15 protein-coding genes and 1 riboswitch are annotated in these 16,239 nt (G+C 39.7%); of the genes, 4 read left to right on the top strand and 11 right to left on the bottom strand.

Going from position 1 to position 16,239, the window contains the following annotated elements; genetic code table 11:
* Positions 1 to 33: 33 nt before the first annotated feature.
* From MMB69_RS05060 to MMB69_RS05045, 4 genes are all read right to left on the bottom strand, one after another.
* Positions 34 to 1,467 carry an amino acid permease gene (locus tag MMB69_RS05060; protein ID WP_043978423.1) on the bottom strand — a complete coding sequence of 478 codons (1,434 nt, stop codon included), beginning with the start codon at positions 1,465 to 1,467 and terminating at the stop codon, positions 34 to 36.
* 230 nt (positions 1,468 to 1,697) lie between these two features.
* Positions 1,698 to 2,597 carry an arginase gene (rocF, locus tag MMB69_RS05055; RefSeq protein ID WP_013058586.1) on the bottom strand — a complete coding sequence of 300 codons (900 nt, stop codon included), beginning with the start codon at positions 2,595 to 2,597 and terminating at the stop codon, positions 1,698 to 1,700.
* A 510-nt stretch (positions 2,598 to 3,107) separates the two neighbouring features.
* On the bottom strand, positions 3,108 to 5,186 hold the full coding sequence (gene ggt, locus MMB69_RS05050) for a gamma-glutamyltransferase (protein ID WP_269870261.1): 2,079 nt from the start codon (positions 5,184 to 5,186) through the stop codon (positions 3,108 to 3,110).
* A 409-nt stretch (positions 5,187 to 5,595) separates the two neighbouring features.
* A complete protein-coding gene (locus MMB69_RS05045; RefSeq protein ID WP_221783651.1) occupies positions 5,596 to 6,093 on the bottom strand; it encodes a tetratricopeptide repeat protein in 498 nt (165 codons plus the stop codon).
* Between the two features lie 173 nt (positions 6,094 to 6,266).
* Here MMB69_RS05045 and MMB69_RS05040 point away from each other — a divergent pair, with 173 nt between their 5' ends.
* Positions 6,267 to 6,353, top strand: coding sequence for a YjcZ family sporulation protein (locus MMB69_RS05040; protein WP_016765201.1), 87 nt, complete (start codon positions 6,267 to 6,269; stop codon positions 6,351 to 6,353).
* A 187-nt stretch (positions 6,354 to 6,540) separates the two neighbouring features.
* Here the strand turns inward: MMB69_RS05040 and MMB69_RS05035 are convergent, their stop codons facing one another.
* From MMB69_RS05035 to MMB69_RS05020, 4 genes are all read right to left on the bottom strand, one after another.
* Positions 6,541 to 6,621, bottom strand: coding sequence for a YjcZ family sporulation protein (locus MMB69_RS05035; protein ID WP_016765202.1), 81 nt, complete (start codon positions 6,619 to 6,621; stop codon positions 6,541 to 6,543).
* A 326-nt stretch (positions 6,622 to 6,947) separates the two neighbouring features.
* Complete coding sequence (locus MMB69_RS05030) at positions 6,948 to 8,267, bottom strand: TrkH family potassium uptake protein (RefSeq protein WP_221783649.1); 1,320 nt, start codon at positions 8,265 to 8,267, stop codon at positions 6,948 to 6,950.
* A gap of 3 nt (positions 8,268 to 8,270) precedes the next feature.
* Complete coding sequence (locus MMB69_RS05025; protein ID WP_013058591.1) at positions 8,271 to 8,930, bottom strand: potassium channel family protein; 660 nt, start codon at positions 8,928 to 8,930, stop codon at positions 8,271 to 8,273.
* Positions 8,931 to 9,054: 124 nt separating this feature from the next.
* Positions 9,055 to 9,199: riboswitch (cyclic di-AMP (ydaO/yuaA leader) on the bottom strand.
* 115 nt (positions 9,200 to 9,314) lie between these two features.
* Entirely contained in the window at positions 9,315 to 9,773 is a 459-nt protein-coding gene (locus tag MMB69_RS05020) for a carboxymuconolactone decarboxylase family protein (protein ID WP_221783648.1), read from the bottom strand.
* 120 nt (positions 9,774 to 9,893) lie between these two features.
* On the opposite strand from MMB69_RS05020, the gene MMB69_RS05015 reads away from it, so the two are divergent.
* Positions 9,894 to 10,349 carry an Lrp/AsnC family transcriptional regulator gene (locus MMB69_RS05015; RefSeq protein ID WP_221783646.1) on the top strand — a complete coding sequence of 152 codons (456 nt, stop codon included), beginning with the start codon at positions 9,894 to 9,896 and terminating at the stop codon, positions 10,347 to 10,349.
* A 438-nt stretch (positions 10,350 to 10,787) separates the two neighbouring features.
* Here the strand turns inward: MMB69_RS05015 and MMB69_RS05010 are convergent, their stop codons facing one another.
* Both MMB69_RS05010 and MMB69_RS05005 read right to left on the bottom strand, forming a co-directional pair.
* A complete protein-coding gene (locus tag MMB69_RS05010) occupies positions 10,788 to 11,690 on the bottom strand; it encodes a peptidyl-prolyl cis-trans isomerase (protein ID WP_221783644.1) in 903 nt (300 codons plus the stop codon).
* Complete coding sequence (locus MMB69_RS05005) at positions 11,687 to 12,961, bottom strand: S1C family serine protease (protein WP_013084577.1); 1,275 nt, start codon at positions 12,959 to 12,961, stop codon at positions 11,687 to 11,689. Before MMB69_RS05005 ends, MMB69_RS05010 begins: the two co-directional genes overlap by 4 nt.
* 222 nt (positions 12,962 to 13,183) lie before the next feature.
* Between MMB69_RS05005 and MMB69_RS05000 the strand changes: the two genes are divergently transcribed.
* Both MMB69_RS05000 and MMB69_RS04995 read left to right on the top strand, forming a co-directional pair.
* Positions 13,184 to 13,855: a response regulator transcription factor gene (locus MMB69_RS05000; RefSeq protein WP_153255262.1), complete on the top strand. Its 672-nt coding sequence runs from the start codon at positions 13,184 to 13,186 to the stop codon at positions 13,853 to 13,855.
* Positions 13,852 to 15,201 carry a sensor histidine kinase gene (locus tag MMB69_RS04995; RefSeq protein ID WP_221783642.1) on the top strand — a complete coding sequence of 450 codons (1,350 nt, stop codon included), beginning with the start codon at positions 13,852 to 13,854 and terminating at the stop codon, positions 15,199 to 15,201. Before MMB69_RS05000 ends, MMB69_RS04995 begins: the two co-directional genes overlap by 4 nt.
* 35 nt (positions 15,202 to 15,236) lie before the next feature.
* Here the strand turns inward: MMB69_RS04995 and cuyA are convergent, their stop codons facing one another.
* On the bottom strand, positions 15,237 to 16,229 hold the full coding sequence (gene cuyA / locus MMB69_RS04990) for a D-cysteate sulfo-lyase (RefSeq protein ID WP_153255264.1): 993 nt from the start codon (positions 16,227 to 16,229) through the stop codon (positions 15,237 to 15,239).
* Between the last annotated feature and the right edge of the window lie 10 nt (positions 16,230 to 16,239).

Here is a 16,239-nt window from a genome sequence, read left to right as displayed (position 1 = left end):
ACCCGGAAAATCGTGATTTTCCGGGTTTTTATGTTAAATAATCATTCGTTTATTTTCCGCAAGCTGAACTTCTTGCTCTTGTTTTGACTGATTTTGTTTTCGAATTTTCAAATAATAATAAACATAGCAACCTATAAAGAAAATACCTCCGCAGTATAACGCCATTCGCTGCTCGGGATCAAACGCAAGACTGATCATAACGATACAGTTCGTAATAAGCGCTACGATAGGAAGAACCGGATAAAGAGGTGTTCTAAATTTCAGATCTTCTACTTTTCCACCTTTAGCCACGTAAGCACGACGAAACGCAAGCAGTGAAGCTGTAATCGCAATCCAGCCAATTTGAGCGCCAAGTCCAGCGAGTGAAATCAACCATACAAAAACGGTTTTAGCTGCCACTACGCTTGAAAGCAGCGAAAAACATGAAATCACAAGCGTAATTAATAGTGCATTAAACGGAACTCCTCTTTTGTTAACTTTTCCAAGCGCAGGACTTGCCATTCCTTCTCTTGAAAGAGAATAAAGCATACGTGTAGCCGCGTAAAATCCAGAGTTTGCGACTGAAAGAAGAGCTGTTAAAATGATAAAGTTCATAATATCCGCCGCGTAAGGTACACCTACACTGTCTAACACAACAACAAACGGACTTTCTACGACCCCTGCTTTTTCACGAGGAATCATGCTTGCTAGGACAAACACGGATAAGACGAAAAAGAAAAGCGTACGCCAAACCGTTTGCTTGATCGCTTTTGGAATTGTTTTTTCCGGATTTTCACTTTCTCCTGCCGCAATTCCAATCAATTCTGTTCCTTGAAACGAAAAGTTCACCGTAATCATTGTAATCAGCAAAGCCGTTACGCCATTTGGAAACAGCCCTTCGGCAAAGAAGTTTGATAGAAGCGGTGCTTCCTGTCCGCTTTTCATATCAATGAGTCCAAACATTGCCGCTCCACCTACAACAATAAACATAATGATGGCGAAAATTTTAACGCTTGAAAACCAAAATTCTGTTTCACCAAATGCTTTAGCTGAAAGTGCATTTAGTGAAAAAATTAACGCTCCAAAAATGGCGCACCATAACCAAACGGGCGAGTCTGGGAACCATCTTTGCATTAATTGCCCAGCAGCTAAGAACTCAAGTGCCACCGTTACTGCCCATCCTAGCCAGTACAGCCATCCAATCGCAAAACCGGTTGCAGGGCCGATAAATTTAGTGGAGTACGTTTGAAACGATCCTGCAACTGGCATAGCAACGGATAATTCTCCAAGACACAGCATCGTTAGATACATAATGATTCCTCCTACTAAGTAGGAAATCATTGCTCCCATCGGACCTGCTTCATTGATGGTATAACCTGAACCAAGGAAAAAACCGGTACCGATACATCCTCCTAGTGATATCATAAAAAGATGCCTTGTTTTCATCGTTCTTTTTAATTCTCCTGGCTGCCCCTGTGGAATATTCATCCCATTTCCTCCCTTTGCTGCATAAAAATGAAATCGCTTTCATTTTTTTAGGTTTATTTTGTTTTTATAGCCGCTTATTAGGTAGCTCTTCATGACTGAAGTCCATTGATTCCGGATGATTTTCAAATGGCGCCACCCCCGTAGCGAGGATGGCAGCCGCTTAGCCCTGCATGACCGTTTCTTGGATCATAACAGATTTTCTCCACACGATACCTATAAGTAGCTTTTTCTTATAAAAGCTTATCGCCAAACAATGAACTCATTAACGCAACTGCTACTTCTGCAGTTTTGTTATGCTGATCTAAAATGGGGTTCACTTCTACAAATTCAGCGGATGTCACCATGTCTGCTTCCGCTAGCATTTCCATTGCTAAATGACTTTCTCGGTAGCTGATGCCGCCTTTTACAGGTGTACCTACGCCTGGTGCATCATCCGGATCTAAGCCGTCTAAGTCCAGCGACAGGTGCACGCCGTCTGTACCGCTTAAATAATCAATCGTTTCTTTCATCACTTGCGTCATACCTAAACGATCAATTTCGTGCATGGTATACACTTTAATTCCTTTTTCTTTAATTAACTCTTTTTCACCATCATCTAGTGAGCGTGCACCGATAATAACTAGATTTTCAGGTTTAATTTTTGGGGTATACCCTCCAATATTTAAAAGTACAGGATGTCCAATACCCAAGCTCACCGCTAACGGCATGCCGTGAATATTGCCTGATGGAGATGTTTCAGCTGTGTTTAAATCACCATGAGCATCATACCAAATAACGCCTAAATTTTCTGAACCTTTCGCGACTCCTGCAAGCGTTCCAATTGCAATGCTGTGGTCTCCGCCTAATATTAACGGAAAGCGGTCTTGCTCTCTCACTTCTTCAACTCTTGCAGCAAGCTGTTCATTTCCGCTGGCTACAGCCGCTAAGTTTTTTAGATTCGTATTTTTATCTACATCTGCACGCTCTTTAATTTCTACTTTAATATCGCCTTCATCGTGTACGGTATAGCCAAGAGCTTCTAAGCGTGTATTCATGCCTGCATAGCGAATCGCGCTCGGCCCCATGTCTACACCCCTTCTTGTTTGTCCGTAATCCATGGGTACACCGATAATTGAAATGTCTTTTTTCATTTTCTATACCTCCGTTGCATTTTATTCTGTGTGAAGTAAACATAGGTGGTTATTTAACTATGTATTTTTTTCATTGATACAGCCCCTCATCTATTTCTTATGCAAAAATGATGCCAACTTTGTTTGTAGCATTCTATCAGTCTTTTTATCACGGGTTTTCTTACACATGCCAAAAAAACTGTCGATTTCTACAACTTTTTGGCAAACCGCGCAAATTTTTTTGTCGTTTGGTTTAAAATCGCCAATTTTATTTGCTTTCATAAAAAATGAGGTGGCGACATAACAAAATCCATTCAATTTAAAGATGAACAAATGGGATAAAGGAGCTAGTATGAATCGCTCGTTACACCGCTGTTGATCTCCGTGCAACAGCTAGAAGTAACTACACACAGAAGACCTACGTTTGCCATACCAATAAAAAAATCCGAACGAGTAGGATTCTCCATCAAGAATCTCAATTCCTCGTTCGGATCTTCATTCAACTAAACTACTTTTTTCCCAGCCTATTTTTTAATTTGTAATAACGTCTCCGTCTTCATCATCGCCGGCATCGTCTTCACCAGGATCTTTTTCTAATGAGACCACTTTCTTTTCGTCATCCCATTTCACTTTGTAGCCAAGTGATTTGGCTACTTTGATAACTGATAAATAAGAGTGATGATTTGGTTTATACAGCTTTAAGTCACTCGAATCAATGACACCTAAGCCTAACAGCAGGCGATCGGACTGAACGTAAGGCTTTCCATCAATCAGCTTCACTTGCTTATCAGTAAATGGATAAACGGCACGGTTGACTTCAACTGTAAACTCTCCTTTTTTCTCTTCTTTAATTGGTTTTGGCTGTTTAGATACATATTTAATTGCGTCTACTCCTAATACCGTGCCTTGGCGCGTATTATCAGCGCCTCCGTACATTTTCCCTGTTTCATAGTCATAGATAACCGCTTGAACGTTTCCAATATGCTCAGGCTTTTCTTCAAACGCATGTCCTTTAGCCATCATTTCAAGAATTGTATCTTGGCTAAAGCCAGGTTCCCATCTTACGGTTGGATAGCCGCCTGAATAAATACGAGGTGTTAAAATCGCTTTTTGAATTGGCATCTTGTGGTCAATAACATTCATAATCGTTTCTGCTACAGACGCAATAATGGTGGGTCCTCCCGGTGAACCAATTGCCATGAACGGCTTTCCGTCTTTTAACAGCATCGTTGGAGACATACTGCTTCGAGGACGTTTTTTAGGCTCAACCTGGTTCACGCCTCCCGGAGTGGCATCAAAATCCGTCATTTCATTGTTAAGCATAAATCCGTAGTCAGGAACCATAATTCCTGAACCAAAAACTTGTTCAATGGTAGTCGTGTAAGAAACCATGTTTCCCCATTTGTCTACAACAGAGAAATGAGTCGTTTGGCCGATTGGATTTTCTTCCTTTACTGTTGCTTTATTTGGATTTTCTTTTCCTTCATATTTCCAAGGATCTCCTTCTTTGACATTAGGCGTTGCTTTGTTTGGATTAATTAATTTACGACGTTCTTTAATATAATCTTCATCTAACAGTCCTTTTTTCGGTACTTCGTAAAAGTCTTCATCTGCCATATACGCCGCGCGGTCCGCGAAAGCTAAGTGCATCGCTTCCGTTAAATGCTGCAAATACTGAGGCGTATTGGAACCCATTTTTTCTACATCATAACCTTCCATTAGCTTTAAAATCTGCTGCACGGTTAATCCGCCGGAGCTAGGAGGAGCCGCACTGACCACATCGTAGCCTCGGTAAGTTGTTTTGACCGGCTCACGTTCTTTTACAACGTAATTTTTCAAATCATCCATGGTCATGCTTCCATCGCGTTTTTGAACTTCTTTAACAAGCGCTTTTCCAATTTCTCCTTTATAAAGAGCGTCTGCTCCTTCTTTTTGAATAAGCTTTAATGTTTTAGCAAGATCCGGCTGAACAAGCTTATCTCCTTCTTTTAACGGCTTGCCATTCGGCACGAATACATTACCGGCCGTTTGGTATCTTTCAAGCTTGTCCACATTTTCATCAATGTACTGAGCCATCGACCAATTTACTTTGATTCCTTGCTCTGCTTGAGTAATAGCTGGTTTAATAACATCTGATAAGTCCATTGTTCCATAATCTTTAAGGGCTGTTTCTACTCCTTTTAGCGTACCAGGAACTCCAACTGCTTTTCCTGTTATATGACGCTTACTGAAAGGGATAACTTTTCCTTTTGAATCTAAAAACAGCTTAGGCGTGACATCAGCTGGTGCCATTTCACGGCTGTCTAACATCGTAATTTTATCTTTCTTTTTTTCATAAATCATCATAAAGCCGCCGCCGCCGATACCTGACATCATCGGTTCCACAACGTTTAGAGATAACTGAATGGCAGCTGCCGCATCCACAGCGTTTCCGCCTTCAGCTAAAACTTTCCTTCCCGCTTCAGCAGCCAGCGGGTGAGATGCCGCTACAATTCCTTGTGTAGCACCTCGTTTCATTGAATGGTCGACACCCGGAACTTCAGCAGCAGCTGGTGTGACAACTAAACTTAAACTAAATAATGCAATAACCAACATCTTCATAATCTTCATCTGGGTCTCCTCCTTCAAATAAATTATTTCACATCGTCTAAAACGATGGATTTCACAAAGAATAAATTGGTTTATTATGATATTTTTTACATGTATGTATAAATAAAAAGCAAAGTAAATCAGACCTTTGCTTTTTTAGTTAGTCGCATGTTTAACTTTTCTCTCTATCCTTTTACAATTATCTATATTTTCTAACAATTTATCCATAGGCTGATAGTTTCTTACTATTTTTGGAATTATGTAGACTGAATGCTCTAATAATGTAGAAAATCTAGCAGTTAAGAAGTCGTTGGACTTACATGCACTTCTTAAAATTTTTATAAATATTCTTATTGTTATATAAAAAGCAATTCTTTATGAAAATCAGCATATATTTCCTCAAGACCAAAAATAAAACAGGACTTTTGATTCACCGTCCTGTTTGCAGCATGTTTTCGACTTTTTTAATATCTCCGTGAGTAGGATTGATTTCCCGGGCATAGGCGATTTGTTCTTTCGCTTTTTCCATTTCTTTTAATTGAATATAGGTTTTGGCGAGTTCGAGCGGCAGCATAATCCCTTCAAAACCAAGATCTTGCGCCCGATGCAAATAAGACAGCGATTTTTCGTAATTCCCTCCAAACATAAGCGGAGTTTCCCGGTATTTTATTCCTCGAACGAAGTGCGCCAAGCTTGAAGATGGATTTAATGTTAATGCCTGATGAAGAGCTCGGTCCATTTCTAAATTTAATACCATTTTTTCAAAGATAATTGATTCTTCGATTTGCTTTGCTAAACAAACCGCTAAGTAACAGTACAAATCAGATGCTTGAGGTTTTTTCTTCATTTCTTGTTGAATTTCGCGTTTGATCTCTTTCCACTTTCCCTCTTCTAGCTGATTCATGACGTATTGTGCATGTATTCCCACCTGTTTGCCCTCCTTTTCTTCTTATCATAAAGGATTTTTACGAAAATGAAAAAAGTAAGTGTTCTTCATTCTTCTCAAAAGATCGTTACCGTTAAAAAATAGGCAAATTTCTCAATCACTTAACCCAATTAGTACATAGGATATAGAGACTTTTATTAAAGGAGGTTACACATATGGGCGCAAAAGGCGGTTTTGGTTTTTCATTTATCGTTGTTTTATTTATTCTATTAGTAATCGTAGGGTGTTCTTGCTACTATTAATTTCTAAAGAGGATGAACATCATTCATCCTCTTACGACAAAAAAAACCATGCTTTCGCATGGCTACATACCGATTAGATGAATGAGTAGAGGAACTCATTGTTCGGCAATATTGAAGAAATTTTTGGTTTTTACTTCCGCCTAGTATGCCCTTTTTGACGGGGGCCATGCGTAAATAAAGTTAACGTTTAAAAGCGAAAGCCAGACGCACCTACAATAACAAGTAAAACAAATAACACAACGATTAACGCAAAATTTTGTTTTCCCACGTACCATCCCTCACTTCCTGTTATCTACTTTTAGTGTATGCAACAGCTTGGCAAAATGTTTAGGACAGGGGTGCGGATTTTTCCAACGAGAAAAACCTTCAAATTTCGCCAAAAAAAGTGAATCATATTTTTGTTTCTTTCGTTATATATAGTAAGAGATTTTTTACTATAAAAAAGGGGGACCTTTAATGCGCCGACATTCCAAATTGCCCATTGTTCTTGTCTTTGCCTTCTTTTTATTCATCGCAACTGTTTTGTGCGTAACCTCTTATATGTCTTGAACGTATAAATAATATAAAAAAATCGCCTCATCGAAGGCGATTTTTCTACCCTAGCATTATATCTTCGTTTGGATAACGAACGGCTTCACGCTTTTGCTTAGATAATGAAAACGCAAGCGTTAATGGCCCCACTTTTCCTAAAAACATGATAAAAACAATAATCACGCGGCCAAAGTATGAAAGTTCAGGAGTCGCTCCCATCGATAAGCCTACTGTTCCAAACGCAGAAACAACTTCAAACATAATTTTTACAAACGGCAGATTTTCCGAAATATTTAACAGAAAAATGGCCCCAAACACAAACATAATCGAAATCATCGTGATGGCTAGTGCCTTAAACACGTGAAGAGGAAGAAGTCGTCTCTTTAACAGCACAATATCTTCCCGGCTTCGTAAAAATGCCCATACAGAAAAAACAATCACCACAAACGTTGTTAGTTTAATACCGCCTCCTGTTGACGCACTTCCTGCACCAATAAACATTAATAAGACCATTAAAAAAACCGTTGCGTCATGCAGGTGAGCTAAATCAATTGTATTAAATCCAGCGGTTCTTGTCGTTACCGCTTGAAAATAAGAAGCCCATACTTTGTCTCCTAATGATAAATTTCCGAGCGTATGCGAATTGCTGTACTCTAAGAAAAAAATAAAAAGCATGGCAATCACATTAATCGCAAACGTGCTGATAATCATAATTTTTGAATGCAGCGTTAGTTTTTTATACGATTTTTTCACCCACATATCAGCAAGAACGGTAAACCCTAACCCGCCAATGATGAACAAAAAAGAAATCGTTATGTTAATAATAGGATCTCCAACATACTGCACTAAGTTATCAGACAGTAGTCCAAACCCTGCGTTATTAAAAGCTGAAATTGAATGAAACAAGCTAAAGAACAGCCCCTTAGACCATCCGAATTCCGGAACCCAGCGTATCGCTAAAAAAATAAGTGCAATAAACTCAATTAAAAATGAAAAGATAAACAGCCTTTTAACTAGCAGGACAACTCCGCCGACGCTCGTTTGATTTAATGCCTGCTGAACGAGCATACGCTCTTTAAATCCAATTTTTTTACCTAGCATCATAAAAATCAACACGGCAAATGACATAATGCCAAGACCGCCTATTTGAATTAACAGCATAATGATTGTTTGACCGATGACGGTAAAACGCGTACCTGTATCTACGACGGCTAAGCCGGTCACTGTCATAGCGGAAGTAGATGTAAAAAGGGCGTCTACCCACCGGATTGGCTCAGTAGTAGAAACAGGCATCATCAATAGAAGAGCACCAATAATAATTCCTCCGCCAAAAATGGAGACAAGCAGCTGCGGAGGGGTGAGTTTAATGATTTGTTTTTTCATCAGTTAAACTCCTTCTTCTTCAAAACGGTTCAAATCGCGATTATGTCCGATAACAATCAGCATATCTCCTTGTTCAATTATTTCATGCGCGGTAGGCGAAATCACCATTTCCCCGTCTTTTCGCTGAAAGCCGATAATGTTGCAGCCGTACTTGGCACGAATGTTTAAATCAAACAGCGTTTTATTATGAAGTTTCTTAGAAGCGACAATTTCGACAATACTATAATCCTTTGACAATTCAATGTAATCGATGATTTTTTCTGACACCACGTGATGAGCAATACGCTTAGCAATATCGCGCTCTGGATGAATAACTTTGTCCGCTCCTATTTTTTCGAGCACTTTTTGATGATACATATTCACTGCTTTTACCCATACTTGCTTAACGCCCATATCTTTTAAAAGCATCGTTGCGAGCACACTTGCTTCGATATCATCTCCAAACGAAATAAGCGCATGATCAACATTGCGGATACCTAGCCCCTTTAAGCTAGCTTCATCAATCGCGTTTGCTTGGACAACATATGTAGCTGAGTTGCTAAATTTATTTACTACCTCCTGATTGCGGTCAATAGCGAGCACATCCACATCCAGATTAGCAAACTCTTCAACCAAACTGCCTCCAAAACGACCTAATCCCAATACAGCAAACTGTTTTTTCATAGTGTATTTATTCCTTTCTTCAACTGCTGTGTGTTCTCTTAGCTTATACTTTTTCTAAAAAATTACATCTTTTTCTTAAAAAAAGCGCAAAAAAACACAGGAAGGCTCCTGTGTTTTTCCACACTCTTCCCCCTCAAAACGCTTGCGAAGTTAGCTGTCGGGTTCGGGTTTTAAGAGTAACCCTACCTTTTTAAGGATTCACCCCGGAGCACAATATGTGCGTAAATAATGGGTCCTCCGCTCCGTAATGGATTAAGCGATTTTTATTCAAATGTCTATGATCTATTTTTTAGAATAATCGATTCGATTCATGATACGTTTCACTTCACGAAAGCTATCTTACTCCTGTGAATTTTGTCTGTCAAGATATTTTTAGCGAAGACCTCACTTGCGCTGCAAGCTGCAAAAATCATATAAATCTAAACTGACAATCATTTTGTGAAATTGATCAAATAAATTAATAACAGCCAAAAGCTCTAACAGCTGCGTATCACTGTAAAATTTCTTTAATTGATCCATATCAGCATCGGTCAACTCCCTTGGACGCACCCGGTATACATCAATAAATCGAAACAGCAGCCGATCTTTTTCTTCCAGCTCTTTTTCTCTTAACACTTTTTGATTAAGCGTCTCATCCCCTACATATGACATGCTCATACACGTCTCACAGCCGTTAACACCTGCTAGATAAAGCCTAATTTTTTCCTTAGTCTCTTTTCCTACTATATCGCTGTTCCAAAGCGTGTCGTAAAGCTCATCATACAATCTTTTTACATGCGGAATTAAATTCAGTGCTTTTTCAAAATTTGTTCCCTCTTCGTTTGCTAACAAAACTCTTGCCATTTTTTACTCACTCCTTTTTAATTATTATAGTAAGAAAAACGGAAATTTTAGATTACATATAAAACATCTTAGCTACTATTACTAATCAAATGAAACGTTAATGAGAAAGAAGGTTTTCAATTGAAAATTGATGAAATTGATTTATCGATTTTACAGGCGCTGCAGCAAAACAGCCGCCTTTCCTTACGAGAGCTAGGAAAACAAATTAACCTGTCTCCCCCTTCGGTGGCAGAGCGAGTAAGGCAGCTAGAAAGCTTTGGCGTTATAAAAGGATATACGATTGATATTGATTATGAAAAGATGCACCTGCCTGTATCGTGTTTTATTGAAGTAACTATGAAAAACGGCGAGCACGAGCGTTTTAAACGATTTATTTCTCAGTATCCCTACGCTTTATTCTGTGAACGCATCGCCGGGCAAGCCTGCTTTATTACAAAGCTTCAGCTTCCCCACCTGCACGTACTCGAACAATTTATTAACGAAATTACACCTTATGCTAAAACGATTTCACACATCGCCCTTTCTCACGTGGAGATGTCTCCTGGATTACTGAGCCATTTAAAAGATGAAAAGTGATTGAAACGTAACGAAAGCAATCCAATCGAAAAGCGAACAATGGGATCAATGGAATCAATAAGCTCGTATGAATCACTTTTGACACCGCTGTTGATTTCCGTGTCAGTCTTCGCCTTGCCCTCCAATCAACAGCCAGAAACAAATAAATAGATTAAACATACGTTCACCATACTAACGAAAAGATCCGAACGATTCATCGTTCGGATCTTCTTTCCACTAAACTACTTTTGTCCCAAGCTCTTTTATTCGTCCAACAGCATAAAAAATAACCCTCCAAAGCTGGAGGGTATAAATTTTCCGAATAATGAAAGTTTTACAACTTCATTTTATCAGGTGACGACATTTCTGTCTACTTAAAAATGTAAAAGAGCTCTCTATTAATAGAAAGCTCTTTTACCTGCTTGCTTTTTGAAAACAATCAATCTATATAAAAGGGAACTACCTAAGGTTGAAAGTCACGTGGAACCTTGGCAGTTCATCCTGGATATACCGGTTGATATGATTCAAAACAAGTTCTTTCATCATTTCTTCTTTGACTTCTGATTCCGTTTTTTTATCTTTTTGTTTTAAAATAAGAATATAATAGACTTTACCCATTTTAATGGGCTCACTACTCTCTCCGATGTGCTGTTTTTTTAAAACATCTATAAAAGAGGGAGATAGACTTGAAAGCTTTAGATTATCAGCATTCTCTATTTTGCTGATTGTCTGGACATCAGCATATTTTTTTTGAACGTCTTCAAGAGATGTTCCTTTTTGCAGTTCAGCCGCAGCGGCGTCGGCATCATGTAAAGTGGAAAAATCCAGCTGTGTAAAAGATACGCGCGTTAGATCGTTTTCAATACGTTTATAGTAAGCAGTTAGTTCATCAGACGTAATTTGTTTACGGAAATATTCTTCTAATTTAAACTGATTTGTTAGCTGGTTGGTTACATCACTAGAACGAATATTTAACACTTCATAACCTTGTTTTCTTGTATCCTCGTCATATGAGCGTTTAATTTGCTTCCACATATCCTCAACTTGTTTTTGTACTTTATCGCTTGTCTTTAGATGCGAAATTAAGATTTTTTGCATAACAAGCTGCCGCAATAACTCTTTGCGGTAGCTTGTATCATTTAGCGGAGCATCTGGATTTAAGAACCCTTCAACGGCTAAAAAACGGTTGAATTCAGCTCCTGTCACCTTGCCTCCCTCATACGCTGCCAGTTCTTTGGTAGAAGATAGCTGACTAATTTCTACAGAAGGAAACATCGTGTTTGAATGCTTCCCTCCGCAGCCGGTTAAAAATCCGAACGCTGTTAATACTGCTAGCAGCAGCTTTAACGGTGTTGAATTCATCCATTGTTATCCTGCTGTTCTGAAAGCTTCAGAGAAATGGTTTGTTTTTTTCCATTTCGATATACGTCTAATTTTACCGTGTCTCCTACTTTACGTTTTGTGTATAGATATTGACGTAAATCACTGGATGTTTTGACTTCATTTCCATCGATGGCAACAATCACGTCTTTTGATTGTAAACCTGCATCAGAAGCAGAAGAGAATGGTTCAACCGTCGTTACGACAACTCCTTCAGACGTATCGCTTGTTAGGCCTAGCTGGTTTTGTTTTGTTGCAGCTGAAAGCTGACCTACATCCTGAAGACCTACCCCCATATATGGACGCGTTATTTTTCCATTTTTCATCAGCTGTTCAATCGTCGGCTGCACTTCATCACTTGGAAGAGCAAAGCCGATGCCTTCTACATTGTCTTCTGAAATTTTCATACTGTTGATACCGACTACTTCACCGGAAGAATTGATCAAGGCACCGCCGCTGTTTCCTGGATTAATTGCCGCATCCGTTTGAATTGCATCTACGTTCCAATTTTCTGAAATAGGGACAGAGCGTTTTGCTGCGCTCACGATACCTTGTGTGACCGTACGAGAAAATTGTTCACCAAGAGGATTTCCGATTGCAAGCACCGTTTCACCCGCTACTAAATCCGATGATTTCCCGAACTTCGCCACTTGTTCAACATTTTTGTCAGACATCTCAAGCACCGCTAAATCCGTTAGCGCGTCAGCTCCGACAATTTTAGCTTTTTCTTTTTGTCCGTTTGAAAGTGACACTTCTACTTCGCTTGCGCCGTCAATAACGTGGTTATTGGTCACAACGTAAGCTTTTCCATTTTCTTTTTTGAAAATAACACCGGAACCCGTTCCTGCTTCTTGCGTTTGGGTATCTCCAGAAAATGGATTTGTTTGTTGTTGAATATTGTTCACGCCTACAACAGCAGCTGATACTTTATTTACAACTGAAACAAGATCTGACTGATTCACGGTTGTGCTTACTGTTCGAGGCGTTGTGCTCGTTGTTGTTGCGGTTTGAGTCTGCGTTGTTTGATTCGCTGTTTGCGTATCAGCTGAATCCATTAACCCCAGCTGCGGAGCACCGTATAGCACAATTCCTCCCCCTAGCACTGCTCCGGCGATAGAAGATGCAATCACTGGAAATAAGCGTCTTCTTGGAGGCTGTGATGATGACGCAGGCTGATACTGATCGTAGCGCTGCTGGCGATTTTCATATTCTTCTTTTCGTTCTTGCTCTCTTTCATAATCACGTGGATCCATGAAAAACACTCCTTTTAACGTAGCAAATTTTATGTTATCTATACTATAAAATAAAAGTTTGGGATAAGTATCAAAACAATGTGTGAAATTGTGAAAAATTTCTTTATAACAGCAAACACGTAGTATAATAGCGGGTACATAGACCTTTAAAGAAACGCGCATAGATGGCGTAATATTCTTTATTTACCTTAATTTTCATATATTCAGAGGGAGGTGTCAAATTTGAGCTTTACACTATATTTAGTAGAGGATGAACAAAATTTAAATGAAGTTTTAACCCTTTACCTTCAAAAAGAAGGCTGGGACGTTCGCTCATTTTTTAACGGCACGGACGCCAAAGAAATGATTGCAACTCCTCCGCATCTGTGGATTTTAGATATTATGCTGCCTGACATTGACGGGTATCAGCTCATTCGCGAAATCAAGCAGCAAACGCCACAAGTGCCTGTTATTTTTATCTCAGCCCGCGATGCCGATATTGACCGGGTTCTTGGGCTTGAGATGGGCAGCGACGACTATTTATCAAAGCCTTTTTTGCCTCGTGAACTAGTTATTCGAGCAAACAAACTGCTAAACCGCGTATATGGTTCCAATCAAAAGAAAACCGATACCATTACGCTGACTCCTTATGAAATCGATTTACATACCCGTACAGTCAGTGAAGATGGAAAGCCGATTGATTTAACGTCTAAAGAATTTGATTTTCTTGTCACTATCTCAAAAGACCTTGGACAGGCTTTTTCACGGGAGCAGCTGCTGAATCTCATTTGGGGAGAAGATTATTTTGGCACAGACCGAGTGGTGGATGATTTAGTAAGGCGCGTGCGTAAAAAAATGCCGCAAGCACGAATTGAAACGATTTATGGATATGGATACCGGATGATGAAAGCATGAAAAACAAGTCGCTTGCATTTCAAATTTGGCTCGTCATCTCCGGTATTTTACTGCTTATTTCAATTTTGCTCGCTATTTTATTTCCAACGACGCTCAGGCAGTTCTTCACGAATGAAATTTATACCACTATTGAAAATGAACAGCATATTTTAAAAGAATACGGCCTGCCAAGCCGCTCAGGTGAATACTACTTTAGCAATGAAGACAGTGAACCAACACTTGGCAATCGAACCGTGGATCATATTTTATTGCCTGAACATGCGGATATCTCTTATTTTTCATCACGGGTTTTGCCTCAAGACTTTTTGAGAAAAGCACAGGAAGATGCAATCAATCAGCGAAAAATCGTCGCTCGCTATGAAAAAGATCTTGGCAACCGGACACTTTTTTATGTAATTCGAAAAGTAAGTGTAAACGGACAGCCTGCTTTTTTGCTTTCATTTTCGTGGGATACGTATCGCAACGCGCTCACTTCTACTCTGTTTAAACAGCTGCTTCTTGTAATTTCAATTGTATTTCTATTCAGCTGGCTTCCATCTATTTGGCTATCAAGATATTTAAGCAAGCCGCTTGTATCGCTTGAAAAAGATGTGAAAAAAATTGCCGAACAAAATTGGCATGAGCCCGTTACAGTGAACCGTTCCGATGAAATTGGCAAGCTAGGCGCGTCCATCGAGCAAATGCGCAAAAGGCTCGTATCTAAAGATGAAGCACAGCAAACGCTGCTTCAAAATATTTCACATGATTTAAAAACACCGGTTATGGTTATTCAAAGCTACGCTCAGTCGATTCAAGACGGCATTTATCCAAAAGGTGATTTATCTCAAACGGTAAAAGTTATTGAAGATGAATCCAAAAATCTTGAGAAAAAAATCCGCGATTTGCTTTACTTAACCAAGCTTGACTATATGTCCACTCATCAGCTTGCACAAGATGACTTTGATTTTACTGCACTTCTTCATGAAGTAGTGGATCGCTTGCGGTGGAGGCGCCCTGAAATACAGTGGGAATTTGACGACGCAAACGCAACAATTAAAGGAGACAAAGAGCTATGGACAAAAGTTCTTGAAAATGTACTCGACAATCAGCTGCGCTATGCCGAGACGAAGGTTTCACTTTCACTTGCTAAACACCAAACGAACGTTCAATGTACAATCAGCAACGATGGTCCGCCGATTGATCAAAGCGTGCTTCAACACTTGTTTGAACCGTTTAAAAAAGGAGCAAACGGTGAATTCGGTATCGGCTTAAGTATCGTAAAGCGTATTATTACGATGCACGACGGAGCAATTACGGCTGAAAATACAGACACCGGAGTAACGTTTTCACTTACTATTCCTATATAAACTAAAAAAGCAAGGGAGCCGAATCCCTTGCTTTTTTATGAAAAAATTGATGTATAGGCATAAAGAGCCGGTGAACCGCCTGAGTGGACGAACACCACATTTTCATCCTTATTAAAGTAACCTTTTCGAATTAAATCAATTAGACCAGCCATCGCTTTTCCCGTATACACAGGATCCAATAAAATCCCTTCCGTACTGGCCACAAGTTTGACTGCTTCCACCATCTCTTCAGTCGGAACAGCATACCCTGGACCTACGTATTCATCCATACACACAATCTCTTCTTCTTTAAAAGGCGTTTTACTATGTAAATGATCATAAAGTTCACTCGTCAGCTTAGCAACTTTTGCTTCTTGCTCTTCTTTAGCACGACTAACGTTCATTCCAATAACAGATACGTCACTTTGAAGACCTTGAAAGCCTGCCACTAACCCCGCGTGCATGCCTCCGCTGCCGCTTGTGCAAACCACGTGGCTAAGCTTTATTTGCTGCTCATAGCTTTGCATAAGCAGCTCTTGTGCACAGGCAGCGTATCCGGTTGCACCGATAACATTCGAACCTCCTACTGGAATTAAATACGGTTTATGACCTTTTTCAATTAGCTCTCGCTCTACTTTTTTCATTTCCGCTGTCAAATCAGAACCTTCAGCTACAAACCGCATGTCATGAGCGCCTAATAAATGATAAAGAAAATAGTTTCCTGTCGGCTGATCGCTTGCTTTATTTTCCCCTTCTTCTAATACGAGCACGCATTTCATTTGCTCTTTTACAGCCGCAGCGAGCGTCAAACGACAGTGATTGGATTGTATCGCACCGCACGTTACAAGTACGTCTGCTCCTTGCGCCTTTGCATCAGCTACTAAATATTCAAGCTTGCGCGTCTTATTTCCGCCTCCTGTCAGTCCAAGCATATCATCGCGCTTCATATAAATTGAAGGTCCATTTAACTGCTGAGATAAAACCGATAGCTTTTCTAAAGGTGTAGGGGAATCCGTATATTTTCTTCTAGAAAATTGAGTTAAGTTCATGCTCTCATCC

This window comes from Priestia sp. P5, from assembly GCF_029522155.1.
Classification (GTDB): domain Bacteria; phylum Bacillota; class Bacilli; order Bacillales; family Bacillaceae_H; genus Priestia; species Priestia megaterium_E.
Note: the sequence above shows the minus strand (reverse complement) of the source record. Positions and strands in the feature narration are given on the sequence as shown.

Bases quoted from the DNA above. Each gene is read 5' to 3' on its own strand.
- MMB69_RS04995 (WP_221783642.1), top strand. From the start codon at position 13,852: ATGAAAAACAAGTCGCTTGCATTTCAAATTTGGCTCGTCATCTCCGGT.
- MMB69_RS05010 (WP_221783644.1), bottom strand. From the start codon at position 11,690: ATGAATTCAACACCGTTAAAGCTGCTGCTAGCAGTATTAACAGCGTTC.
- MMB69_RS05020 (WP_221783648.1), bottom strand. From the start codon at position 9,773: ATGGCAAGAGTTTTGTTAGCAAACGAAGAGGGAACAAATTTTGAAAAA.
- rocF (WP_013058586.1), bottom strand. From the start codon at position 2,597: ATGAAAAAAGACATTTCAATTATCGGTGTACCCATGGATTACGGACAA.
- cuyA (WP_153255264.1), bottom strand. From the start codon at position 16,229: ATGAACTTAACTCAATTTTCTAGAAGAAAATATACGGATTCCCCTACA.
- MMB69_RS05060 (WP_043978423.1), bottom strand. From the start codon at position 1,467: ATGAATATTCCACAGGGGCAGCCAGGAGAATTAAAAAGAACGATGAAA.
- MMB69_RS05005 (WP_013084577.1), bottom strand. From the start codon at position 12,961: ATGGATCCACGTGATTATGAAAGAGAGCAAGAACGAAAAGAAGAATAT.
- MMB69_RS05040 (WP_016765201.1), top strand. From the start codon at position 6,267: ATGGGCGCAAAAGGCGGTTTTGGTTTTTCATTTATCGTTGTTTTATTT.
- MMB69_RS05025 (WP_013058591.1), bottom strand. From the start codon at position 8,930: ATGAAAAAACAGTTTGCTGTATTGGGATTAGGTCGTTTTGGAGGCAGT.
- MMB69_RS05030 (WP_221783649.1), bottom strand. From the start codon at position 8,267: ATGAAAAAACAAATCATTAAACTCACCCCTCCGCAGCTGCTTGTCTCC.
- ggt (WP_269870261.1), bottom strand. From the start codon at position 5,186: ATGAAGATTATGAAGATGTTGGTTATTGCATTATTTAGTTTAAGTTTA.